Source organism: Pseudomonas helmanticensis (assembly GCF_900182985.1).
GTDB classification, from domain to species: Bacteria; Pseudomonadota; Gammaproteobacteria; order Pseudomonadales; family Pseudomonadaceae; genus Aquipseudomonas; species Aquipseudomonas helmanticensis.
In genome coordinates this window covers 2,911,809-2,933,257 of record NZ_FXUY01000001.1, presented here as the reverse complement: position 1 = coordinate 2,933,257, position 21,449 = coordinate 2,911,809, and the positions used below count along the sequence as shown (strand labels likewise).

Sequence of the window (21,449 nt, the reverse complement as noted above, 5' to 3'; positions counted from 1 at the left end):
GATGACCACCGCCGTACTCGATACCCTCGTCGCGGTGCGGCGAACCGCCATGGATCTGCTCGCACGTCGCGAGCACGGTCGAGTCGAGTTGACGCGTAAACTGCGTCAACGCGGCGCTGAGGCGGAGTTGATCGAAACAGCCCTCGACCGTTTGACGGAAGAAGGGCTGCTTTCCGAAGCCCGTTACCTTGAAAGCTTTGTTTCCTACCGTGCCCGTTCCGGCTATGGCCCTCTGCGGATTCGCGAAGAGCTGGGCCAGCGCGGTTTGCAGCGTGCCGATATCGAACTCGCCCTGCGCGAATGCGGTATCAGTTGGCAGCAGCAGCTTCAGGACACCTGGCAACGCAAGTTCTCCGGACATTTGCCGATCGACGCGAAAGAGCGGGCCAAGCAAGGCCGTTTCCTGGCGTATCGAGGCTTTTCGATGGAGATGATCAACCGCTTGTTCAGCGGTCGCGACATGGACGATTAAAACGATTCAACAAAAACGGCCCGCTATGAAAATAGCGGGCCTTTTTTTTTGCCTTCAAATGACCTTTGACGGTTCGCGCGCGCGTTGCGTTGCTTGCGGTTTGGAGTCTGCCCAGTTTTCCGGCAGGTTAATGTAATCGATCAACTCCCGCAGACGCCCGTGAGTGCGCGCGTTAAAGGCGAAGGCCAGTCGCGCCAGATGGCTGAACTGCGCTTCGTCGTGTTCCTCGCCATTGTAGGCGTGTTGATGAAACTGGTCGCTCAGGCACAGATCGGCGAAAGCTTCCTGCATATGCTCCAGCGCCTGATCGTTGAGTTTGTGATGCATGCGAATCACGAACTGCCGCTTGAGCCAGCGGCTCGAGTGGAAGTTGCTGTAGAACTGGTTGATCTGTTCTACGGCCTCTTCAACGCTGTAGACCAATCGCATCAGCTTCATGTCGGTCGGCAGGATGTAACGGTTGTCCTCCAGTTGCTGACGAATGAAGTCCATTGCGACCTGCCAGAACGTGCCGCCTGGCGCATCCAGTAACACCACAGGCACCAGTGGACTTTTACCGGTCTGGATCAGTGTCAGTACCTCCAGTGCTTCATCCAGCGTGCCGAACCCGCCAGGGCACAAAACCAGCGCGTCGGCTTCTTTGACGAAGAACAGTTTGCGCGTGAAGAAGAAGTGGAATGGCAGCAGATTATTGGTGCCATCGACAGTCGGGTTGGCATGCTGCTCGAAGGGTAGGGTGATGTTGAATCCGAGACTGTGATCACGGCCGGCACCTTCATGCGCAGCGGCCATGATGCCGCCCCCGGCGCCGGTAATGACCATCATGTCTGAATGCGCCAACGCGGCACCGAGTTCGCGCGCCATGGCATACAACGGATGCTCGACCGGCGTGCGCGCCGAGCCGAATACGGTGACTTTGCGGCGGCCCTTGAATTGTTCCAGCACACGAAACGCCTGCTCCAGTTCGCGCAGGGCTTGCAGGGTGATCTTGGCGTTCCAGCGGTTGTGGTCTTCCTGTGCCATGCGCAGCACGGTGAGGATCATGTCGCGGTAGATGGGAATGTTCGGGCTGTTGGGGGAAACACGGTTGAGTTGTGCTTCGACCTGGCTGATAAGGTCGGGACCGCTTTCCTGAAAATGCCGGCTGAGCAAGTCATTCGGTTGGTAAGGCATTCAACGTCTCCTTCTGCACAGAGCGGATGGCCCTGACGAGCGGCGTCAGTGCCGCGCTGCAAAAAAACACACGATCGGCAGTTCCTTGTCTGCCGTTGAAAAGTGATCGGGAATACTCTGAATCTAGACCCTTGCGCGCGTTTGCGCTGGCTTGATCATTGCGCCGCAACGTTCTGGCTGGCAACCGCTTATTGATTTTTTGCCAGTATCGGCACCGCTCGTCCGAACGCACGCCGAGTGGCTATCCCTCTGATTAACTAACTGACAGGCACCGTACGACAGCATTGCGTCAATCACCGTATGCAAGGTGCACGCGATTCAAGGATTTGCGGGTGGCAAGGAGGCGGGACACATGGCCAGAGTGATTCTGGAGATCGATACGCAGCTGTATCGAATATTGAAGGCATCAGCCGAGACCAATCATGTCAGTCTCGAAGAGGAGTGCTGCCGGCGGTTGGCTGGCGGCGAACGCCGTTCGCACTATTTACAGGCCTTGCTGGCCGAACTGCGCGCCGAGGATGAACAGCGGCGCGCCAATTCACGTTGATTACTTCTTCTTCGCCGGGCCGGCTTTCGGGCAATCCGATTCCTGGTAGCTGGCAGAGCCGACCGCTTTGTTGGTTTTCACTTCGGTGAAGTCGTAACGCATGATCGCGCCCTTGGCCATCAGCTTGCGAAACGAAGGGTTGTTGCACACCGAGGCACCCAACTGGAAATACACGGCTTTGGGGTCAGCGCGCATCTTGTCGGCGTGGCTCTTTTGCACGCTCAGGTGGTTGATCAATTGTGTGCCTTCAACGGTGAAGCCCTGATCAAGAATGTCTTCACTGATGGCGCGTGGCGTGCCGACGCTGCTTTGGGCGGCGACGTTGCGCAGCTCACGGTTCAGATTCTGCTCACTCAGGGAGGCGGCCTGAGCGGTGAAGGACGACGCCAGCAGAATGGCAGCGGTGGGAACGATAAGGCGCAGCATGAAACTCTCCTGATTCGGTGACTGGTGGTTCGACCAGCCTCGGGGCTGTGCGTTCAGTGGCGGCGAATTATAGGGGAGCCGGTCGGGAGGGTACAGGCTTGTGCCCGTTGCTCTGGTAAACTGCCGGCCTTTATTGCCCTGCCGAGTGCTGTTCGTGTCGAGTTTCCCTGTCTGCCGGCGTTATCCGCGATGAACCATGCCCCCAACGCCGTCGCCCGTTTGCGCGACCAGCGCGAAGATGAAGGCATCAAGCCGATTCAGGCCCGCGGCTTTCGCTCCGAGCGTTGCCGTGACTGCCGGGTGATCATCAGCCATTGCCTGTGCGCCTGGCGGCCGAGTGTCGAGACCCGCTCGGGCGTGTGCCTGATCATGACCGGCAAGGAAGTGTTCAAACCGAGCAATACCGGTTGGCTGATTGCCGATGTGGTGCGCGATAACCATGCGTTCATCTGGTCGCGCACCGAGCCCGATCCGCAGATGCTCGCACTGCTCAATGACCCGCAATGGCAGCCGTATCTGGTGTTTCCCGGCGAATATGTCGAGCCGTCGCGGGTGACCAACACCGTCGCCATCGATAGCAGCAAACGCCCGCTGTTCATCCTGCTGGATGCGACCTGGACCGAAGCCCGGAAGATCTTCCGCAAAAGCCCGTACTTCGACCGTTTGCCGATCCTCAGCCTCCTGCCCGATAAACTCTCGCGCTATCGCTTGCGCCGTTCGACCCGCAGCGAGCACCTGTGCACCGCCGAAGTCGCGGCGCTGTGTCTGGAGCTGGCAGGCGACACGGATGCGGCCTCTGCCCTGGACGCTTACTTTGACGTGTTCAGCCAGCACTATCTGGGCGCCAAGCAGCAACTGGACATGAACGAGTCGACGCCGGCGCATGCCGAGTTGCAAGCCTATATACCAAAGCCGCAGCCGGTGTCGGCCGCATAGTGGCCCATACTGTACACAACGGTGGCCGTGCTGCTTGACCACCCAGTCTTCGCTGGGCATGCTTGGCGCCGATTAGGGAGCGGCCAAGGTTTGAAACGCCGTGTTTGCTGTTGATTGGCGTTGAACGTGCCCCTGTGGATATCGCTTCAAAGCGGCATCTCGAGTTGCTTTGGCCAGACCGGAATGCACCGCGTCTGCCATCAAAAACAGGATCATTTGAAAAATGGCCACATACGACATCCTGATTGCCGATGATCACCCCCTGTTTCGTAGCGCACTGCATCAGGCGGTGACGCTGGGCCTCGGCCCGGATGTACGCCTGGTGGAAGTGGCAAGCATTGCCGAACTGGAAACCCGCCTGACCGAAAAAGCCGACTGGGATCTGGTACTGCTCGATCTCAACATGCCCGGCGCTTACGGATTTTCCGGTTTGGTGCTGCTGCGCGGGCAATATCCGCAGATTCCGGTGGTGATGGTTTCGGCGCAGGAAGAAGCTTCGGTCATGGTCAAGTCCCGTGAATTTGGCGCCAGTGGCTTTATTCCCAAGTCCAGCGACCTCAGCGTGATTCAGCAAGCAGTGCGCAAAGTGCTCGATGGCGATGTGTTCTGGCCGCCGCAGGCGTTCGAGGCGGTCGCTGTTTCCGACGAAGCCAAAGCCGCCAGCGACGGCCTTGCCAGCCTGACCCCGCAGCAGTTTCGTGTGTTGACCATGGTCTGCGAAGGCCTGCTGAACAAGCAGATTGCCTATGAGCTGAGTGTGTCGGAAGCGACCATCAAGGCCCACGTTACGGCGATCTTTCGCAAGTTGAATGTGCGTACTCGCACGCAAGCGGCTTTACTGCTGCAACAACTTGAGTCAATTCCGAGCCATTAAAGGCTGGTGTCTTCACGCTTTTTTGACTTTTATTGATCTAGCTTTCTCACTCCTTTTTGGTTGGTTTCTTCCTTATGTCACCTTTCAAGGGCCAGACCGGCCTGAAACGTATCCTCAATGCCTCCGGTTATTCGCTCGATGGCCTGCGCGCCGCCTTCACCGGTGAAGCGGCGTTCCGCCAACTGGTGCTGCTCAATGTCGTGCTGATTCCGCTGACATTCTTCCTCAATGTCAGTCGCGTAGAGCAGGCGCTGTTGATTGCCGTGTGCCTGCTGGCTTTGATCGTCGAACTGCTGAACTCGGCAGTCGAAGCGGCCATCGACCGCATCTCGCTGGAACTGCACCCATTATCGAAGAACGCCAAGGACATGGGCAGCGCCGCGCAATTTGTCGCGCTGACCATGATCGCGCTGGTGTGGGCCGTCATTCTGCTTTAAGCAATCGTCGGCAAGACGATCTCGTCGCTGCGCTGCACCCCGGCGGTGAAAGCGCGGCACAGCTCGAGAAACTCGCGCATCGCCGAGGTCTGGTATTTCTGCTTGTGCCAGATGAAGTAGAACTGCCGCGCCAGATCCAGATCCGGCGTCTCTACCGGCACCAGACTGCCGCGCCGGAACGCATCGCGCAGCGCCAGCCTCGAGATGCAGCCAATCCCCAGTCCCGACTCCACCGCGCGCTTGATCGCTTCGGTGTGTTCCAGCTCCAGACGGATATTCAGCGCGCTGCGATGGTGGCGCATGGCCTGATCGAAAGTCAGCCGCGTGCCCGAACCCTGCTCACGCAGGATCCACGCTTCGTGGGTCAGCTCTTCCATGGTCGCGCTACCACGTTGGGCCAGCGGATGCTGTGGCGCGCAGAACACCACCAGCTCATCCTCGACCCAGCTCTGCACTTCGATGTCGGGATGGCTGCAATCGCCTTCGATTAGACCCAGATCAATTTCGTAGTGGGCGACTTGTTGCACGATATTGGCAGTGTTCTGTACGTGCAGCTTCACCTGACTCTCGGGGTGGCGCTGCATGAAACTGCCGATCAGCAACGTCGCCAGGTAATTGCCGATGGTCAGGGTGGCGCCCACCGACAGCGAGCCGAAACCGGATTTGCCGTTGAGCAGGTCTTCGATTTCCTTGGCCTGATCGAGCAGGGCCACCGCTTGTGGCAACAGCTGTTTGCCAAGGGCGTTGAGACTCAGCCGTTTGCCGGCGCGGTCGAATAGCTGGCAGCTGGATTGGCGCTCGAGCTCGGTGATCGAGGTGCTGGCGGCCGACTGCGAGAGGTTGAGCAGACCCGCAGCACGGGATACGCTTTCCTGCTGGGCGACGGCGACGAAGACTTGCAGTTGACGGAGAGTAAATCGCATATCGATATAACCGATAACCCTTATCTTAATAATCCAGTTAACAGATATTGTCGTCGCTATTAGAATGCGATGCAATTGCGCACTCTCAGCGGTATAAGCCAGCGCAGACCCAATCTCCAGGAGTCAAACGTACATGAGCAACATGAACCACGAGCGTGTCCTCAGTGTTCATCACTGGAACGACACTCTGTTCAGCTTCAAGTGCACCCGCGATCCGGGCCTGCGCTTCGAGAACGGTCAGTTCGTGATGATCGGCCTGCAGCAGCCCAACGGCCGCCCGCTTATGCGCGCTTACTCGATCGCCAGCCCGAACTGGGAAGAGCATCTGGAATTCTTCAGCATCAAGGTGCAGGACGGTCCGCTGACTTCGCAGTTGCAGCACTTGAAGGAAGGCGACGAGATCATCATCTCGAAGAAGCCTACCGGCACCTTGGTGCTTGACGACCTGAACCCTGGCAAGCACTTGTACCTGCTGAGCACCGGCACTGGCCTGGCGCCGTTCATGAGCGTGATCCAGGACCCGGAAACCTACGAGCGCTTTGAAAAAGTGATCCTGGTGCACGGTGTGCGTTACGTCAACGAAGTCGCCTACCGCGAATTCATCACCGAGCACCTGCCGCAGAACGAGTTCTTCGGCGAAGCGCTGCGTGACAAGCTTATCTATTACCCGACCGTGACCCGTGAGCCTTTTGAGAATCAGGGCCGCCTGACCGATCTGATGCGCAGCGGCAAGCTGTTCAGCGACATCGGCCTGCCACCGATCAACCCGCAGGACGACCGCGCGATGATCTGCGGCAGCCCGAGCATGCTCGACGAGACCAGCGAAGTGCTCGACAGCTTCGGCCTGAAGATCTCGGCGCGGATGCGTGAGCCGGGTGATTACCTGATCGAACGTGCATTCGTCGAGAAGTAAGCGTTTGGCCGGTGACGCGGAGCGTCACTGGATGCATTCCCACGCGGAGCGTGGGAACGATCAGCCCGCGTTGCCTGAGAAGGCAGCGCGGGCTTTTTCGTTTTCGGGGGTTATGCGTTGGCCGGGATGACTTCGAGTACGCGTATTTGCTCGGGTGTCGGGTAATGCCAGCGCACATCCAGATCCCAGAACTGCGCGCCGTACTCGCGTTCCGGCGCCGGGGTTTGATACGCCGGACGCGGGTCCTGAGCCAGGCACTGTTCAATCAGCTCAACCAACGGCTCGTCGAGGCGCTGAGCGTGGCTGTGCGCTTGTTTCAGCGCCCAGTCCGTCCACTGCACGTCAATCAGCTGCGGCGCGGCGCTGGCGATGCTATTGACGGCGTTAGGGATGATATCGGCATAGGGCACATACGGTTTGATGTCGAGCACCGGCGTGCCGTCGAGCAAATCGATGCCAGAGATGAACAGTCGATTGCCTTCGACCTTGTCCAGTTTCACCACCGATTGGCCGATGCCGTTCGGCCGGTGAGTGGCGCGGGTAGCGAATACGCCCATGGACTTGTTGCCGCCCAGTCGCGGTGGACGGACTTTCAGGCGAGGCTTGTCTTCCAGCGCCTGATGGAACAGAAACAGCAACCAGACGTGGCTGACCTGTTCCAGACCTTGCACGGCGTCACCCTGATCGAACGGCGCCACCAGTTCCAGCACGCCACGGGCGGCGGGCGCTAGTTGCGGTTGGCGGGGAATGGCGAATTTCTCCTTGAAGCAGGAGCGCACGAAGCCGATGGGGGAGACGCTGTAAGTCATGGTTTGCATTCGAAGCGGGGCAGGGTGGCATGATGCCCGAAAGATCAAAAGATCGCAGCCTTCGGCAACTCCTACAGGGGCGCGTCGATCCCATGTAGAAGCTGCCGAAGGCTACGATCTTTTAAAGGCTGAACCCACCATCCAGCGGAATGATATTTCCGGTCATATACGCGCCAGCGGTACTCGCCAGACTGATCGCCAACGCCGCCATTTCTTCCTCACGCCCCCAGCGCTTCATCGGGATCAGCGCCGTATCCTCAGCCAACGCCTGCTGATCATTGCCAATATGCTGGGTCATCTTGCTCGGAAAGCGCCCCGGCGCGATCACGTTGACGTTGATGTGCTGGCTCACCAGTTCCCGCGCGAGAATGCGCGACAATTGGTGTAGGGCCGCTTTACTCGGCCCGTAGGCATAGGCCTGTTCGCCAAACGAAGAAATTCCCGCCACAGAACCGATGTTGATGATCCGTGCCGGATTCGCCGCTGAACCGGCTTTGCGCAACAGCGGCAGAAACTGCTGGATGCAGCTGAACACCGAGGTCACGTTGAGCTGCATGACCTTCTCCCAACCCTTCACCGGATAGCTCTCCAGTGGCGCGCCCCAGGTGGTGCCAGCGTTGTTCACCAGAATATCCAGATGAGTGATCTGCTCGCCCAGGCGCGCGGCCAGCTCCTGTACGCCTTCTTCCGTCGCCAGGTTGGCGGCGATGCCATGACATTTGCCCAGGGCGCTGAGTTCTTCGGCGGTTTGATGACACGCTTCAGCGTCACGCGAGCAGACATAGACACGCGCGCCAGCCTCGACAAAGGCTTTGGCGATCATTTTGCCGATACCACGGGTGCCGCCGGTCACCAGAGCGGTGCGGCCTTGCAGGGAAAAGTATGGGTGCATGGCGAGTCCTGAGGATTAGGGATCAATACACCCTAGTCGTCAGCCGCAAAAAGCGGAGCCACTATTTTCGCAGGGAATGAACGGTCATGCGCTGCGGCGGCGACTATCGGTCGCCACCGCAAAGAGGATCAGGCTGGGCGAACGCGCAGGGTCAGGCCCTTGAGGAAGTTGCGCAGCAACTGGTCGCCGCAAGGACGGTAGTTGGTGTGGCCAACCTTGCGAAACAGCGCGCTCAGCTCAGGCTTGGACACCGGGAACTCGGCCGCCTTGAGAATCGCGTGCATGTCGTCTTCCTTCAGTTCGAAGGCCACGCGCAGTTTTTTCAGGATGATGTTGTTGGTGACTGGCACTTCGATCGGCTGCGGCGGACGGCTTTCGTCCTTGCCACGCTTGAAGATCACCAGGCCATCGAGGAAGTGCGCGATGACTTCGTCCGGGCAGCGCACGAAACCTTCTTCGTCTTCTTCTTTCTTGTCGAGCCAGGTCAGCACGTCAGCGAGCGCGACGTCCATGCCGCCGAGCTTGATGATCTCGACAACCTTCTTGTCGCTGATGTCGAGCATGTAGCGCACGCTGCGCAATACGTCGTTATGAATCATGTCGATAATCCTGATAAGCGTTGTGGGCAGCACGCAGGCGCGCTGCCGGAATGTGTGGCGGCAGTGGAAGCGTTAGAACTTCTCTTTGCCGGACAGGTAGCGCCATTGGCCGACCGGGACTTTGCCGATCGAGACGCCGCCGATGCGGATGCGGCGGATGCCGATGACCTTCAGGCCGACCGCTTCGCAGAACTGGGCGATGATCCCCGGCTGCGGATTTTTCATGGCGAAGCGCAGACGGTTTTCGTTCTGCCAGCTGGCCTTGACCGGCGGCAGCTCCTTGCCCTTGTGCGTGAGGCCGTGCTGCAAGCGATTGAGGCCGTGGGCGACCATGTCGCCTTCGACTTCGACAATGTATTCCTGCTCGATCTTCGCGGCGTCAGCAGTGAGCTTGCGCAGGATTTTCCAGTCCTGAGTGAACACCAACAGCCCGCTGGCCTTGGCTTGCAGGTCGGAACTGGCGGTCAGGCGCAGGAAGTGCCCGCGCAGGGGGCGCTTGCTGAAACGATGCTCTTCGCTGAGGGTTTCGGCGCTGAGCGACTGCATGGCGGTCTCGACGTCGATGCCGGCCGGCGCGTTGAGCAGGATGGTCACCGGCTCCGGCGCGGTGGCCTTGGCGTCCTTGTCGAGCTCGACTTTCTGCTCGCCGACCTTGAATTGCGGCTCGTCAATCACTTCGCCGTCCACGGTGACCCAGCCGCCCTCGATGAACAGCTCGGCCTCCCGGCGGGAGCAACCGACCAGTTCGATGAGGCGTTTGGAGAGGCGAATCGGGTCAGTCATGACAGGGCCGTAACAAAAAAGGGGTGGGCATTGTACCTGTGTGGCGCCGGTTAAGCCCGGTTCCATTTTCACGGTGTGGCTTTTTGTAGGAGTGGGCCTGCTCGCGATAGCCATCTGACATTCGACATTGATGTTGGCTGATCTGGCGCTATCGCGAGCAGGCTCACTCCTACATTTGTTTGTGGTGTGTCAGGCGTGGCTTGAGCGTTGCTGGTTCTGCCTCAAGCGCATATGCAGCAACGGATACGGTTGGCCCATGCCATCCACCTCAGAGCGTCCGATCACTTCAAACCCCTGCTTGAAGTAAAAGCCCAGCGCTTGCGGATTCTGTTCGTTGACGTCGAGTTCATCGGCATTCAGGTGCTGCATCGCGTAGTTGAGCAGTTTCTTGCCCAAGCCCTGCCCCCGATAATCCGGATCGATGAACAGCATTTCAATTTTTCCCGCCGCAACACCGGCAAACCCGGTAATGCGCTGATTGGCGTCCTTGGTGCAGATCAACATCACGGCATCCAGATAACGCGTCAGCACCAGATTGCGCAGCAATTCGATGTAGCTGTCCGGCAGAAAATCATGGGTGGCGCGAACCGAGGCCTCCCAGACTCGGGTCAGTTCCTGATAATCGCTGAGTTTCGGTGTGTGGATGACCGAATGGTGACGCATGCCCGTCTGCCTCTTGTCCGTTTCAAGGGAGTCCGTCCCCCGCTAAACGATAGCCGTAAAAAAGCCCCGCATCTCTTAAAAAGAGCGGGGCTTTCTGTATTAGTTGCGGTGTCTGCCTTCCCCCTCACCCCAACCCTCTCCCCCAAGGGGGCGAGGGGGAAGGGAGCTGATCTTCGTGCTGTTCAAACCTGAGTTCGACTCGAACGTTCAGGTCGGTGCAGCTCGTGAGAACACCTCGATCAGTCCCCTCTCCCTCGGGAGAGGGCTAGGGTGAGGGGCTTTTGACGTTTATATCTGCTCAGCCCACAGGTCGTATTCGTCGGCGTCGGTGACTTTGCACCAGACCTTGTCGCCCGGCTTCAGGTTGCTGCCGTTGTCGATGAACACGTTGCCGTCGATTTCCGGTGCGTCGAAGAAGCAGCGGCCAACTGCGCCTTGCTCGTCGACTTCGTCCACCAGCACTTCGATTTCACGGCCGATGCGCAGTTGCAGGCGTGCCGAGCTGATCGCTTGCTGGTGCGCCATGAAGCGATCCCAACGATCCTGCTTGACGTCGTCCGGGACGATCTCCAGATCCAGATCATTGGCCGGAGCGCCTTCAACCGGCGAGTACTGGAAGCAGCCGACGCGGTCGAGCTGGGCTTCGGTCAGCCAGTTCAGCAGGTACTGGAAATCTTCTTCGGTTTCGCCCGGGAAACCGACGATGAAGGTCGAACGGATGATCAGGTCCGGGCAGATTTCGCGCCAGTTCTTGATGCGCGCCAGGGTCTTGTCTTCGAACGCCGGGCGTTTCATCGACTTCAGCACTTTCGGGCTGGCGTGCTGGAACGGGATGTCCAGGTACGGCAGGATCTTGCCGGCGGCCATCAGCGGAATCAGCTCGTCAACGTGCGGGTACGGGTAAACGTAGTGCAGACGCACCCAGACGCCGAGGGTGCTGAGCGCTTCGCAGAGTTCGGTCATGCGGGTTTTCACCGGCGCGCCGTTCCAGAAGCCAGTGCGGTATTTCACGTCAACGCCGTAAGCGCTGGTGTCCTGCGAAATGACCAGCAACTCTTTAACGCCGGATTTGACCAGACGCTGAGCTTCGTCGAGCACATCGCCAACCGGACGGCTGACCAGTTTGCCGCGCATCGACGGGATGATGCAGAACGAGCAGCTGTGGTTACAGCCTTCGGAAATCTTCAGGTACGCATAGTGACGCGGGGTCAGCTTGATGCCTTGCGGCGGCACCAGGTCGATCAGCGGGTTGTGATCCTTACGTGGCGGCACCACTTGGTGCACGGCGTTGACCACTTGCTCGTACTGCTGCGGACCGGTCACGGCCAGCACGCTCGGGTGGACGTTGCGGATGTTGCCTTCTTCCACGCCCATGCAACCGGTGACGATCACCTTGCCGTTTTCCTTGATCGCTTCGCCGATCACTTCCAAAGACTCAGCCTTGGCCGAATCGATGAAACCGCAGGTGTTGACGACGACAACGTCGGCGTCCTGATAGGTGGACACCACGTCATAGCCTTCCATGCGCAGCTGGGTCAGGATGCGCTCGGAGTCGACCAGTGCTTTCGGGCAACCCAGAGATACAAAGCCAACCTTTGGATTGGCCGGCGCAGGAGTGGTGGACATGTCTAACCTCGGTATTTTGTGACATCGCTTTCTTGGTGCGAAAGCCGACGGATGGGCGCTTAGGGCGCGCCTCTGATCAAAAAGTGCGCAATTCTAGCGGCGAGCAACGCACTTGACCAGCTTTATGCAGGGAAATACGACGAGTGCTGCGCTATGCTTCGCGCCGTGGAGCTTTACCAATTTTTTACAGTCAACAAAACGTCTGTAACAACAGGTAAAACGGCGCATGCTGCACCACAAAGCATAGTGCTTCATTCAAAGAAGCCGGTTCTAAAATCAGGAGTGTTGGATGGGTCAGGCAAGTAGTCATGCGGCAGGCGCCGAGGGTTCGGCCTCCAAGCCGCTGAGCATGCTGGTCGCGGCAGTCGGGGTAGTTTACGGCGACATCGGCACGAGCCCGTTGTACACCCTCAAAGAAGTGTTTTCCGGCGGTTACGGCGTACCGGTCAACCACGACGGCGTGCTGGGCATTCTGTCGTTGATCTTCTGGTCGCTGATCTGGGTGGTGTCGATCAAATACATGATGTTCGTGCTGCGCGCCGACAACCAGGGCGAGGGCGGCATCATGGCGCTCACCGCACTGGCGCGGCGGGCGGCAGGGCATCGCAAGAAGCTGCGTTCGTTGCTGGTGGTTTGCGGGCTGATCGGCGCGGCGCTGTTTTACGGCGACAGCATGATCACCCCGGCGATTTCCGTGCTGTCGGCGATTGAGGGTCTGGGGCTGGCATTCGATGGCATCGACCATTGGGTGGTGCCGCTGTCGCTGGTGGTGCTGGTCGGTTTGTTCCTGATCCAGCGTCACGGTACGGCGCGGATCGGCATTCTGTTCGGGCCGATCATGGTCACCTGGTTCCTCGTCCTCGGCGCTCTCGGCGTGTATGGCATCAGCCACACCCCGGAAGTGCTGCATGCGATGAATCCTGCTTGGGCGGTACGCTTCTTCACTGTGCACCCTGGCATGGGCGTGGCGATCCTCGGCGCCGTGGTGCTGGCGCTGACCGGTGCCGAAGCACTGTATGCCGACATGGGCCACTTCGGCCGCAAGCCGATTGCCCGCGCCTGGTTCATTTTGGTTCTGCCGGCGCTCGTGCTGAATTATTTCGGTCAAGGTGCCTTGCTGCTGGATAACCCGGAAGCGGCACGTAACCCGTTCTATCTGTTGGCGCCGAGTTGGGCGCTGATTCCATTGGTCGGTCTGTCGACCATGGCCACGGTGATTGCCTCGCAAGCGGTAATTTCCGGCGCGTTCTCCCTGACTCGTCAGGCGATTCAGCTTGGCTATATTCCGCGCATGTACATTCAGCACACCTCCAGCGATGAACAGGGCCAGATCTATATTGGCGCGGTGAACTGGGCGCTGATGGTGGGCGTGGTCCTGTTGGTGCTGGGCTTCGAGTCCTCCGGCGCACTGGCCTCGGCCTACGGCGTGGCGGTGACTGGCACCATGCTGATGACCACCATTCTGGTGTCGGCGGTGATGCTGCTGCTGTGGAAATGGCCACCGATCCTCGCGGTGCCGGTATTGATCGGCTTCCTGCTGGTGGACGGCCTGTACTTCGCCGCCAACGTGCCGAAAATCGTGCAGGGCGGTGCGTTCCCAGTGATCGCCGGTATCGCCCTGTTCGTGCTGATGACCACCTGGAAGCGCGGCAAGCAATTGCTGGTCGAACGCCTCGACGAAGGCGCGCTGCCGCTGCCGATCTTCATCAGCAGCATCCGCGTGCAACCGCCGCATCGGGTACAGGGCACCGCGGTGTTCCTCACTGCGCGTTCCGACGCCGTGCCGCATGCGCTGTTGCACAACTTGCTGCACAACCAGGTACTGCATGAGCAAGTGGTTCTGCTGACGGTGGTCTACGAAGACATCCCGCGCGTACCGCCATCGCGACGTTTCGAGGTCGAGGCTCATGGCGAAGGCTTCTTCCGGGTGATCCTGCACTTCGGATTCACCGACGAACCGGACGTGCCGCAAGCGCTGAAGCTGTGTCATCTGGATGATCTGGACTTCAGCCCGATGCGCACGACTTACTTCCTCAGCCGGGAAACGGTGATTGCCTCGAAACTTGAAGGTATGGCGCGTTGGCGAGAGGCGTTGTTTGCGTTCATGTTGAAGAATGCCAACGGCAATTTGCGTTTCTTCAATCTGCCGCTGAACCGGGTGATTGAGTTGGGGACGCAGGTGGAGATGTAAGCTTCGCCTCAACTGAAAAGCCCTCGTTGGCCTAGTGGCGGGCGGGGGCTTTTTTGTGGGCGGCAACTTCAGATCAAAAGATCGCAGCCTTCGGCAGCTCCTACAGGTTTCGCATTCCACGTAGGAGCTGCCGAAGGCTGCGATCTTTTGATCTTCAAACCTCTACAAGCCTTCAGGCATCTCTGCTTCAGACTCGGTCTTCGTACGCGCAGGTCGTGGGATCAGCGCTTGGATCACGTCATCAATCAAGGCTTTGCCCATCACCGTCAGGTAATGCGCGGCCCAGGCGTGGCGATCGGTGTCTCTGATAAAGGCCGCATCCTCGGCGAAGGATTTGGCGAGGGATAGCAGGTCGGAGGATTGGGACAAGGCATCGATGATCGGGATGCCGGAGCGGACGTTGAAGACCGCTTGATCCGCGTTGTAGAGGAAAGGGTGAAGCCGATGGTTTTAACGTTTGCGAGTCCGTGCAGATCAGTTTCGGTCATCGTGTTACTCCTTGGTTCGAAGTGCCGCGACTTTCGTTACCGCGCGAAAGGGAGGCAACTGTACGCAGGGTGGTAAACCGGGAACCAAGGAAACCGGCACGCCCGAAAGCGTCCCACGCACAGCCGCCATATCTTGAGGAGCGCGCTGTTGCGATGGTTTCTCCGGGTTACCACACCCGATCGCTGAATGGGTCAGCGACGTCCGGAGAGTATCCCGTCGAAAAACAGCGCAATAGAGCGGCACAGCGCCCGAACACGAGTTTCGGAGTTTGCCTACAAGGTCTGTGGGCGTCATCTGATATTGCGAGACTAGAAGTAAACGATACTAAACGTCTGACACGAACTAGGGTGTGCAAATGAGCGAGGAGTGTATGACGGCGTCATCGGAACAAGAAAAGCAGGATGATCTCGAGAATCTTCGAATTGAAGCCGAAGCGATGGAACGACTGATCAACCTCGATCCGGTTCAAGTGATCAGCCATGACGATATGCGGGCAAGATACGCTTGCCGGGGCTAACGATTACTTGAGTCCAGCGAAATTCCCCTGTGGGAGCGAGCCTGCTCGCGAAGACGTAGTGTCAGTCGACGAATCTGTAAACTGACCCACCGCTTCGCGAGCAGGCTCGCTCCCACAGGGGATTTTGCTGGCGGCTGGAATGTAAAAAGCCCCCGCAACCGTGAAGTTGCGGGGGCTTTTTGTGGGGGCTCAGATCACTCTTCGGCGACCGAGTCCTTGCTCTGACGTTTCTCGATCAAGTCCACCAAACGCTTGGCCAGCGCCGGGTAGTTCTCGTCGAAGTGGTGGCCGCCAGGGAGTTTCACGGCTTCACCGACTGCAGTCTTGTCAGTGCAGCCACTTTCATCCGTCTCTTCTTCGCCGTAGATGCAAATCACCTTGGCCGGAGGCAGTTTGGCCATTTCCGGCCCGGTAGCGGCTTCTTTGCCGGCGTTGCCCAACCAGCCTTCGACTTCGATTTCGAAGCTGCCGGTGCGGGCGAAGGCCAGCAGGATGATGGCGTCGATGCGTTGCTGCTCGGTGTCCGGCAGGCGGTTGTAGATCGCCGGCAACACGTCAGCACCGAACGAGTAACCGGTGAGGATAAAGCGCTTGGTGCCCCATTTCTGCCGGTAGTGTTGCATCAGTTCGGTCAGGTCCAGTGCGCTTTGCTCCGGGCTCTTGTGCTGCCAGTAGTAGCGCAGGGTGTCGATGCCGACGACCGGATAGCCGATCTTGGCCATTTCACCGGCCACGTCGCGGTCGAGGTCGCGCCAGCCACCGTCACCGGAGAGGAACAGGGTGACGGTGTCTTTCGCCTGGCCGGCCGGCACTTCAACCACCGGGATCGCCAGACCGCCGTTGGCCTTGTCGCCGCCGACGAGGATCTTGCGCAGTTCGTTGTTGAGCACTTGCGGCAGGTTGATGTCGTAGTCGCTGATGCTGGTTTCGGCGTTCGGTTGATCGCGTACGAAACCTGCGCTGGCGTCATCCGGGTTGTCGTTCCACGCCACTAGCCAGTGGCCGTGGGCGGCGGATTTTGGCAGCAGGTGCGTGCAACCACCTTTTTCCAGAGCGAGGTCGACGGAGATGGCCTGGGCCTTGTCGTCTTTCTGCTCCGACAACCAGCGCCAGGCCAGCACAGCGCCTGGGCCGATGCCGCTGACCAAGGTGGCCGGGCCATTCAGTTCACGCAGACCCGATTGCAGGGCGCGGCTTTGCAGCAGGCAGTCCTTGGGCAGAATCACCTGGACGATTTGCGCCGAAGCGCTACGGCTCAGGGTGGTCAGTTGCTTTTCATTGAGCTTCTGATCGTCATTGACGGCGATCAGCACCTGCGCCTTGGCCTTGGTGCCGGGGATGACGCGGGTCATCGCCGCGCCATCGGCCGGGTTGAGCTGTTCGACGGTGGGTTCCGGTGCCGGGCGTTTCAGGTACCAGTAACCGCCGCCGGCAATCACGGCCAGCACGATCAGTGCGGCCAGGATGTACTTCAGGGAGCGTTGAATCATCAGCGTTTCACCAATCCAGTCAAGCCGCCCGCGATCAGGGCAGCAGTGTCGGCCAGCGCCACCAGCGGATCGAGTCCGGCGGGCACGGCCATATAACGGGGTTCCCAGTCAGGCTGGAATTTGTCTTTGAAGCGGCGCAAGCCTTGGAAGTTGTACAGCTGCTCACCACGGCGGAAAACCATCGAGCCCAGACGCTGGGTCAGCGGTGCACCGCGCCGGGGTTGCAACCCCGACAACGGCACCATGCCCAGGCTGAAGCGCGCGTATCCGTGACTCTTATAGTGTTGAATCAGGCCGACCATCATGAATTCCATGGTCAGCTTGGGGGCGTCCGGGTGCGCGCGCATCAGGTCGAGGCTGGCCAAGTCGTGGCTGTAAGTCTCGAGCAGGTTGGCGAACGCCACCGGGCGGCCTTCGAAGCGAATCACCGCAATACGGAAATGCTTCAGGTACTCGTCGCTGAAACGACCGAGCGAGAAACCTTTCTCGCGCACGTTCTTGCCGGTCAGCCACGCATCGGAAATCACTCTCAGCTCATCCATCGGCGCCTGGCCCGGCTCATGGATCTCCAGCGACAGGCCGTCGCGGGAGCCACGGTTCCAGGTATAACGCAGGTCCTTCATCTCTTTGCCCTTGGCTTCCAGGTCAAAGCGCTGCAGATCGACCCGGGCTTCTTCGCCAAGCTTGATCGCAGTCAGGCCGATGTCCATGTAGTACGGCAGGTTCTCCGCGCGCACCTGGTAGAACACCGGGCGGGCGTGGTGGATATCGCAGAGGTCACGGAACTGCCAGATCATCTCGGCGCGTTGCTGGCCGGGGCCGATCGGGTCGTACAGTGCCACCAGGCTGCGGCCACGGCGCGCGTACATCAAAAAGGCTTCGTCGTTCGGGTGAAACAGCAACGCCTTGTCACCGGTCAGTGCGAGGCCGCCGTCGGGTTGCGACGAGGCCATCAGAATCTTCACTGCGCGATCGAGCTCGTCAGGCGTCGGCAAGTGAATGACCGGGCGCGCGGTGCGCAGCAGCCAGGTCAGCGCGATCACCAGCAACAACACCGCAGCGCCGAGCAGCGAGCGCAGGCCACGCGGCGCGTCAGCATCAAGGGTGAACTGCCACCAGAGTTGATGGCTATAAGGAACGTCCTGATAGGCGAACAGCAGCAGCCACGTCGAAGCGCCCAGCACACAGAGGCTGGCCACCAGATACAGCGGCGAGAAGGGCAGTTCGGTCAGACGGCTCGGGCGATAGAACGAGCGACGGAACACACCGAGCAGCGCAGCCGTCAGTGTCATCAGCGTTGCTTCTTCCCAGTCGAAGCCCTTGAGCAGCGAGAGCAGGGCGCCGACCAGCAACAGAATGGTGGTCAGCATCCACGCCGCCGACAGGCGCCGACGCAGGCCCTGCGCGAGCATCAGGCAGAGCACGCCGATCAGGCTGGCGCCAAAGTGCGAAGCGTCGACCAGACGATGCGGGATCAGAAAACCGATGTGTTCCAGACGTGTGTCGATCTCCGGAGTGGCGCCGGAAAACAGCAGGACAACACCCGAGAGGAAAACCAATACCGCCAGAATCGGCGCCGCCAGACCGGATGCGGCGCGCATGGTCTGGGTCTGGAACAGGCGTTGGCCTTCGTTGATCAGCAGCAATACACAGGCCACCAACAGCGGCAACACCACGTAGATCAGGCGATACAGCAGCAGGGCGGCGGCCAGTGGCGCGGCACCGAGCTTGTCGGCGAAAGCGGCCAGCAGGATCGCTTCGAACACACCAACGCCGCCGGGCACATGGCTGAGAACGCCAGCGGCCAAGGCCAACAGGTACACGAGCAGGAACGCACCAAACGGCGGCGCTTCCGGCAGCAACAGATAAAGCACGGTCGCGGCAGCAGCAACGTCGAGGGCGGTGATGATCAGTTGCAGAAAGGTCAGGCGTCGACCGGGCAGGCGCAGGGTGCGGCGACCGGCCCTGACCAGCAGGTTGTCCGGATAAGGCTGATCCGGCAGGCGGCGGCGATAGATGCCGATGGCCAGGATCGCGCCGAGCAGCAGAACAGTGACGGCAACGGAGCCGAGCAAGCCCTCGGACAGGCCCAGTGCCTGAGAGGCGGCGGGCAGGTCACTCAGCGTTGCCAGCGCGGCGAGCGGCGGCAAAGCGCAGCCCAGCGACAGGCTGGCGAACAGGGTCATGTGCGCGACTTCTGACGCCCCGAGCCCCAGTCGTGCATATAAACGGTAGCGCACCGAACCGCCGGACAGCAGCGACAGGCCGATGGCGTTGCCGATCGCAAATGCGGTGAAGCCGCCGAGGGCCAGCGTACGCGGAGGCAATGTCACGCCGGCATAGCGACTGGCCGACCATTCATAACCCAGCAGAATAATGAAGCCGACGACAGTAGCGCCGAACGCGCCGAGCATGGCGGGTTTCGGCACGTCGAGAATCGAGTCATGCAACGCATCGAGATCGAGTTCGGCGAGCAGATGACGACAGGCAATCAGCGCAATGGCGAACAACAGCAAAGTGACCGCCAGACCAATCGGTTGTCGGTATTTGCTCAACCGATCAAGCAAGCGCAGACGCTCAGGCTTGATCGGATGTTCCGCTGTGACGGTGTCTTGTGGATCAGACGAGTTGGCGCGCATCAATCACCTCTTGGATTGTGCGCGACAGGATGGGGGTATCCAGCCAAGTTACCAATCCCTGTAGAAAAAAATAATCACAAAATACTACGCCTCTCACCGGGTATCGGCGAGGGCAGTCATGGATTGCAGACGTCATGCCTGCGACTCAAAGCATAGTCGCAACTTGGCGCGTCTGACGATCCTGGACGATTCACTGCACGATGACAGATCATTGTTGCGAAAGGACTTTTTCGACAGATACAAAAAAGGCCACTCTTTCGAGTAGCCTTTTTTGATGTTTGGTTGCGGGAGCCGGATTTGAACCGACGACCTTCGGGTTATGAGCCCGACGAGCTACCAGACTGCTCCATCCCGCGTCTGTGTGGCGGCATTCTACAGAGGAACGACAGGGTGTCAACCGCTAATCCCATAAAGGGTCAAATAAGTGTGCAATAGCGTCAAACGGTCGCAGTTGGAGCGTTAAGCATCGGAAATGCAACGAATTCCTGTTTGGCGATTACTTCTCTATAAGTAGAAGAAAACCACAAAACAGACGCGCACAAAAAAGGCCACTCTTTCGAGTAGCCTTTTTTGATGTTTGGTTGCGGGAGCCGGATTTGAACCGACGACCTTCGGGTTATGAGCCCGACGAGCTACCAGACTGCTCCATCCCGCGTCTGTGTGTCGGCATTCTACAGAGGAACGCGGGGGTGTCAACCCGCAATCTGGATAAAATCTGTTGAGGTTCAATCGGTTAGCGTTTTTTCTCGGGTGTTTTTCGCGCTGCAGGTCAGGCGGGGCAAGGCTTTCAGCTCTATTGGAGGGCGTTGTTCGATTGATAAAATAAATTCAAAGCTGTTTTCCTACACGCGTAAAAGAACATTCATACCACTGGTGCTATATACAGGTGTCGGTGAGATACTGCCGATCCGGCTCGCCACGTTTCCTTTTCTGACATGACTCAGCGAAAAATCATCCACATCGACTGCGATTGTTTCTACGCCGCCATCGAGATGCGCGATGACCCGCGTCTGGCCGGCAAGCCGTTGGCGGTGGGTGGTTCGGCGGATCGGCGTGGGGTGATCGCCACCTGCAACTATGAGGCGCGGGCGTATGGCGTGCGTTCGGCGATGGCTTCGGGGCATGCCTTGAAACTGTGCCCGGACCTGACCATCGTCAAGCCGCGCATGGACGCCTATCGCGAAGCCTCGAAAGAAATTCACACGATCTTTGCCGACTACACCGACCTGATCGAGCCGTTGTCACTGGATGAGGCTTATCTGGATGTGTCGGACAGCGCGCATTTCGGCGGCAGCGCCACGCGTATCGCCCAGGACATTCGTCGCCGGGTCTCCAATCAATTGCACATCACCGTTTCCGCTGGCGTAGCGCCGAACAAGTTTCTGGCGAAAATTGCCAGTGACTGGAAAAAGCCCAACGGTTTGTTCGTGATTACCCCGGATCAGGTCGAGGACTTTGTCAGCGGTTTGCCGGTGAGCAAATTGCACGGCGTCGGCAAAGTCACCGCCGACAAGCTGGGCAAGCACGGCATCGTCGACTGCTCGCAATTGCGCGAGTGGGACAAACTGGCGCTGGTACGCGAATTCGGCAGTTTCGGTGAACGACTGTGGAGTCTGGCGCGTGGGATTGATGAGCGCTTGGTGCACAACGACAGTCGGCGTCAGTCGATCAGCGTGGAAAATACCTACGACGTTGATCTGCCGGATTTGCGCAGTTGCCTGGATAAGTTGCCGGAGTTGCTCGACACCCTGAAAACCCGCATGGCGCGGATCGACAGCAGTTACCGACCGGGCAAACCGTTCGTCAAAGTGAAGTTCCATGACTTTACCCAGACGACGCTGGAGCAGGCCGGGGCAGGGCGGGATCTGGGCAGTTATCAGTTGATGTTGACGCAGGCGTTCAATCGCGGCGGGAAACCGGTGCGGTTGTTGGGGGTTGGGGTGCGGCTGGAGGATTTGCGCGGAGGGTTTGAGCAGATGGAGTTGTTTGAGCGTTAAAGTCAAAAGATCGCAGCCTTCGGCAGCTCCTACAGGAAAATGCGTTCCAATGT

At 59.2% G+C, this 21,449-nt stretch carries 20 protein-coding genes, 2 tRNA genes and 1 pseudogene; 9 read left to right on the top strand and 14 right to left on the bottom strand.

Annotation, left to right across the window (positions count from 1 at the left end; translation table 11 throughout):
* Position 1 precedes the first annotated feature (1 nt).
* The gene (recX, locus tag QOL84_RS13140) at positions 2–472 is read left to right on the top strand and encodes a recombination regulator RecX (protein WP_283437467.1); all 471 of its coding nucleotides are present in this window, start codon (positions 2–4) and stop codon (positions 470–472) included.
* A 54-nt stretch (positions 473–526) separates the two neighbouring features.
* Here the strand turns inward: recX and QOL84_RS13135 are convergent, their stop codons facing one another.
* Positions 527–1,645 (bottom strand): LOG family protein, encoded by a 1,119-nt coding sequence (locus QOL84_RS13135; protein ID WP_283437466.1) that lies wholly within the window; start codon positions 1,643–1,645, stop codon positions 527–529.
* A gap of 352 nt (positions 1,646–1,997) precedes the next feature.
* Here QOL84_RS13135 and QOL84_RS13130 point away from each other — a divergent pair, with 352 nt between their 5' ends.
* Positions 1,998–2,192 carry a hypothetical protein gene (locus QOL84_RS13130; RefSeq protein WP_283437465.1) on the top strand — a complete coding sequence of 65 codons (195 nt, stop codon included), beginning with the start codon at positions 1,998–2,000 and terminating at the stop codon, positions 2,190–2,192.
* Here QOL84_RS13130 and QOL84_RS13125 read toward each other — a convergent pair whose 3' ends face one another.
* On the bottom strand, positions 2,193–2,618 hold the full coding sequence (locus tag QOL84_RS13125) for a PA3611 family quorum-sensing-regulated virulence factor (RefSeq protein ID WP_129390005.1): 426 nt from the start codon (positions 2,616–2,618) through the stop codon (positions 2,193–2,195). It lies immediately after the preceding gene.
* A gap of 189 nt (positions 2,619–2,807) precedes the next feature.
* On the opposite strand from QOL84_RS13125, the gene QOL84_RS13120 reads away from it, so the two are divergent.
* From QOL84_RS13120 to QOL84_RS13110, 3 genes are all read left to right on the top strand, one after another.
* The gene (locus QOL84_RS13120) at positions 2,808–3,554 is read left to right on the top strand and encodes a tRNA-uridine aminocarboxypropyltransferase (RefSeq protein WP_129390008.1); all 747 of its coding nucleotides are present in this window, start codon (positions 2,808–2,810) and stop codon (positions 3,552–3,554) included.
* Positions 3,555–3,777: 223 nt separating this feature from the next.
* Complete coding sequence (gene erdR / locus QOL84_RS13115; RefSeq protein WP_129390011.1) at positions 3,778–4,428, top strand: response regulator transcription factor ErdR; 651 nt, start codon at positions 3,778–3,780, stop codon at positions 4,426–4,428.
* 74 nt (positions 4,429–4,502) lie between these two features.
* The gene (locus QOL84_RS13110; protein WP_129390014.1) at positions 4,503–4,865 is read left to right on the top strand and encodes a diacylglycerol kinase; all 363 of its coding nucleotides are present in this window, start codon (positions 4,503–4,505) and stop codon (positions 4,863–4,865) included.
* On the opposite strand, the gene QOL84_RS13105 is transcribed toward QOL84_RS13110, so the two are convergent.
* Entirely contained in the window at positions 4,862–5,788 is a 927-nt protein-coding gene (locus QOL84_RS13105) for a LysR family transcriptional regulator (RefSeq protein ID WP_034154937.1), read from the bottom strand. The genes QOL84_RS13110 and QOL84_RS13105 overlap by 4 nt on opposite strands.
* A 133-nt stretch (positions 5,789–5,921) precedes the next feature.
* Between QOL84_RS13105 and fpr the strand changes: the two genes are divergently transcribed.
* On the top strand, positions 5,922–6,701 hold the full coding sequence (gene fpr, locus QOL84_RS13100; RefSeq protein WP_007908723.1) for a ferredoxin-NADP reductase: 780 nt from the start codon (positions 5,922–5,924) through the stop codon (positions 6,699–6,701).
* A 110-nt stretch (positions 6,702–6,811) separates the two neighbouring features.
* Here the strand turns inward: fpr and tsaA are convergent, their stop codons facing one another.
* The 6 genes from tsaA to rimO form a co-directional block, all read right to left on the bottom strand.
* Positions 6,812–7,510 (bottom strand): tRNA (N6-threonylcarbamoyladenosine(37)-N6)-methyltransferase TrmO, encoded by a 699-nt coding sequence (tsaA, locus tag QOL84_RS13095; protein WP_283437464.1) that lies wholly within the window; start codon positions 7,508–7,510, stop codon positions 6,812–6,814.
* A gap of 121 nt (positions 7,511–7,631) precedes the next feature.
* Positions 7,632–8,402 (bottom strand): SDR family oxidoreductase, encoded by a 771-nt coding sequence (locus tag QOL84_RS13090; RefSeq protein WP_283437463.1) that lies wholly within the window; start codon positions 8,400–8,402, stop codon positions 7,632–7,634.
* A 128-nt stretch (positions 8,403–8,530) separates the two neighbouring features.
* Positions 8,531–9,001: a YehS family protein gene (locus QOL84_RS13085; RefSeq protein ID WP_053117744.1), complete on the bottom strand. Its 471-nt coding sequence runs from the start codon at positions 8,999–9,001 to the stop codon at positions 8,531–8,533.
* 72 nt (positions 9,002–9,073) lie between these two features.
* Entirely contained in the window at positions 9,074–9,784 is a 711-nt protein-coding gene (locus QOL84_RS13080; protein WP_129390023.1) for an rRNA pseudouridine synthase, read from the bottom strand.
* 189 nt (positions 9,785–9,973) lie between these two features.
* Positions 9,974–10,447: a GNAT family N-acetyltransferase gene (locus tag QOL84_RS13075; protein WP_283437462.1), complete on the bottom strand. Its 474-nt coding sequence runs from the start codon at positions 10,445–10,447 to the stop codon at positions 9,974–9,976.
* A gap of 288 nt (positions 10,448–10,735) precedes the next feature.
* Positions 10,736–12,073 carry a 30S ribosomal protein S12 methylthiotransferase RimO gene (rimO, locus tag QOL84_RS13070; RefSeq protein ID WP_129390028.1) on the bottom strand — a complete coding sequence of 446 codons (1,338 nt, stop codon included), beginning with the start codon at positions 12,071–12,073 and terminating at the stop codon, positions 10,736–10,738.
* Positions 12,074–12,422: 349 nt separating this feature from the next.
* Between rimO and QOL84_RS13065 the strand changes: the two genes are divergently transcribed.
* Positions 12,423–14,264 carry a potassium transporter Kup gene (locus tag QOL84_RS13065; RefSeq protein WP_430458729.1) on the top strand — a complete coding sequence of 614 codons (1,842 nt, stop codon included), beginning with the start codon at positions 12,423–12,425 and terminating at the stop codon, positions 14,262–14,264.
* A 162-nt stretch (positions 14,265–14,426) separates the two neighbouring features.
* Here QOL84_RS13065 and QOL84_RS13060 read toward each other — a convergent pair.
* Positions 14,427–14,752 (bottom strand): annotated as a pseudogene (locus QOL84_RS13060) (DUF3077 domain-containing protein).
* A gap of 371 nt (positions 14,753–15,123) precedes the next feature.
* Between QOL84_RS13060 and QOL84_RS13055 the strand changes: the two are divergent.
* A complete protein-coding gene (locus QOL84_RS13055) occupies positions 15,124–15,270 on the top strand; it encodes a hypothetical protein (RefSeq protein WP_283437460.1) in 147 nt (48 codons plus the stop codon).
* Positions 15,271–15,464: 194 nt separating this feature from the next.
* On the opposite strand, the gene QOL84_RS13050 is transcribed toward QOL84_RS13055, so the two are convergent.
* The 4 genes from QOL84_RS13050 to QOL84_RS13035 form a co-directional block, all read right to left on the bottom strand.
* Positions 15,465–16,760 carry a virulence factor family protein gene (locus QOL84_RS13050; protein WP_283437459.1) on the bottom strand — a complete coding sequence of 432 codons (1,296 nt, stop codon included), beginning with the start codon at positions 16,758–16,760 and terminating at the stop codon, positions 15,465–15,467.
* Entirely contained in the window at positions 16,760–19,399 is a 2,640-nt protein-coding gene (mprF, locus tag QOL84_RS13045; protein WP_283437458.1) for a bifunctional lysylphosphatidylglycerol flippase/synthetase MprF, read from the bottom strand. The genes QOL84_RS13050 and mprF overlap by 1 nt, the downstream gene beginning before the upstream one ends.
* A gap of 279 nt (positions 19,400–19,678) precedes the next feature.
* A tRNA-Met gene (locus QOL84_RS13040) sits at positions 19,679–19,755 on the bottom strand.
* A gap of 222 nt (positions 19,756–19,977) precedes the next feature.
* Positions 19,978–20,054, bottom strand: a tRNA-Met gene (locus QOL84_RS13035).
* Positions 20,055–20,334: 280 nt separating this feature from the next.
* Here QOL84_RS13035 and dinB point away from each other — a divergent pair.
* A complete protein-coding gene (gene dinB, locus QOL84_RS13030; RefSeq protein WP_283437457.1) occupies positions 20,335–21,396 on the top strand; it encodes a DNA polymerase IV in 1,062 nt (353 codons plus the stop codon).
* The last annotated feature ends 53 nt before the right edge of the window (positions 21,397–21,449 follow it).

Coding starts and splice junctions, on each gene's coding strand:
- QOL84_RS13110 (WP_129390014.1), top strand. CDS start 4,503: ATGTCACCTTTCAAGGGCCAGACCGGCCTGAAACGTATCCTCAATGCC.
- QOL84_RS13135 (WP_283437466.1), bottom strand. CDS start 1,645: ATGCCTTACCAACCGAATGACTTGCTCAGCCGGCATTTTCAGGAAAGC.
- QOL84_RS13120 (WP_129390008.1), top strand. CDS start 2,808: ATGAACCATGCCCCCAACGCCGTCGCCCGTTTGCGCGACCAGCGCGAA.
- mprF (WP_283437458.1), bottom strand. CDS start 19,399: ATGCGCGCCAACTCGTCTGATCCACAAGACACCGTCACAGCGGAACAT.
- QOL84_RS13065 (WP_430458729.1), top strand. CDS start 12,423: ATGCTGGTCGCGGCAGTCGGGGTAGTTTACGGCGACATCGGCACGAGC.
- fpr (WP_007908723.1), top strand. CDS start 5,922: ATGAGCAACATGAACCACGAGCGTGTCCTCAGTGTTCATCACTGGAAC.
- recX (WP_283437467.1), top strand. CDS start 2: ATGACCACCGCCGTACTCGATACCCTCGTCGCGGTGCGGCGAACCGCC.
- dinB (WP_283437457.1), top strand. CDS start 20,335: ATGACTCAGCGAAAAATCATCCACATCGACTGCGATTGTTTCTACGCC.
- QOL84_RS13085 (WP_053117744.1), bottom strand. CDS start 9,001: ATGATTCATAACGACGTATTGCGCAGCGTGCGCTACATGCTCGACATC.
- QOL84_RS13080 (WP_129390023.1), bottom strand. CDS start 9,784: ATGACTGACCCGATTCGCCTCTCCAAACGCCTCATCGAACTGGTCGGT.
- QOL84_RS13050 (WP_283437459.1), bottom strand. CDS start 16,760: ATGATTCAACGCTCCCTGAAGTACATCCTGGCCGCACTGATCGTGCTG.
- QOL84_RS13125 (WP_129390005.1), bottom strand. CDS start 2,618: ATGCTGCGCCTTATCGTTCCCACCGCTGCCATTCTGCTGGCGTCGTCC.
- erdR (WP_129390011.1), top strand. CDS start 3,778: ATGGCCACATACGACATCCTGATTGCCGATGATCACCCCCTGTTTCGT.
- QOL84_RS13055 (WP_283437460.1), top strand. CDS start 15,124: ATGACGGCGTCATCGGAACAAGAAAAGCAGGATGATCTCGAGAATCTT.
- tsaA (WP_283437464.1), bottom strand. CDS start 7,510: ATGACTTACAGCGTCTCCCCCATCGGCTTCGTGCGCTCCTGCTTCAAG.
- rimO (WP_129390028.1), bottom strand. CDS start 12,073: ATGTCCACCACTCCTGCGCCGGCCAATCCAAAGGTTGGCTTTGTATCT.
- QOL84_RS13075 (WP_283437462.1), bottom strand. CDS start 10,447: ATGCGTCACCATTCGGTCATCCACACACCGAAACTCAGCGATTATCAG.
- QOL84_RS13105 (WP_034154937.1), bottom strand. CDS start 5,788: ATGCGATTTACTCTCCGTCAACTGCAAGTCTTCGTCGCCGTCGCCCAG.
- QOL84_RS13090 (WP_283437463.1), bottom strand. CDS start 8,402: ATGCACCCATACTTTTCCCTGCAAGGCCGCACCGCTCTGGTGACCGGC.
- QOL84_RS13130 (WP_283437465.1), top strand. CDS start 1,998: ATGGCCAGAGTGATTCTGGAGATCGATACGCAGCTGTATCGAATATTG.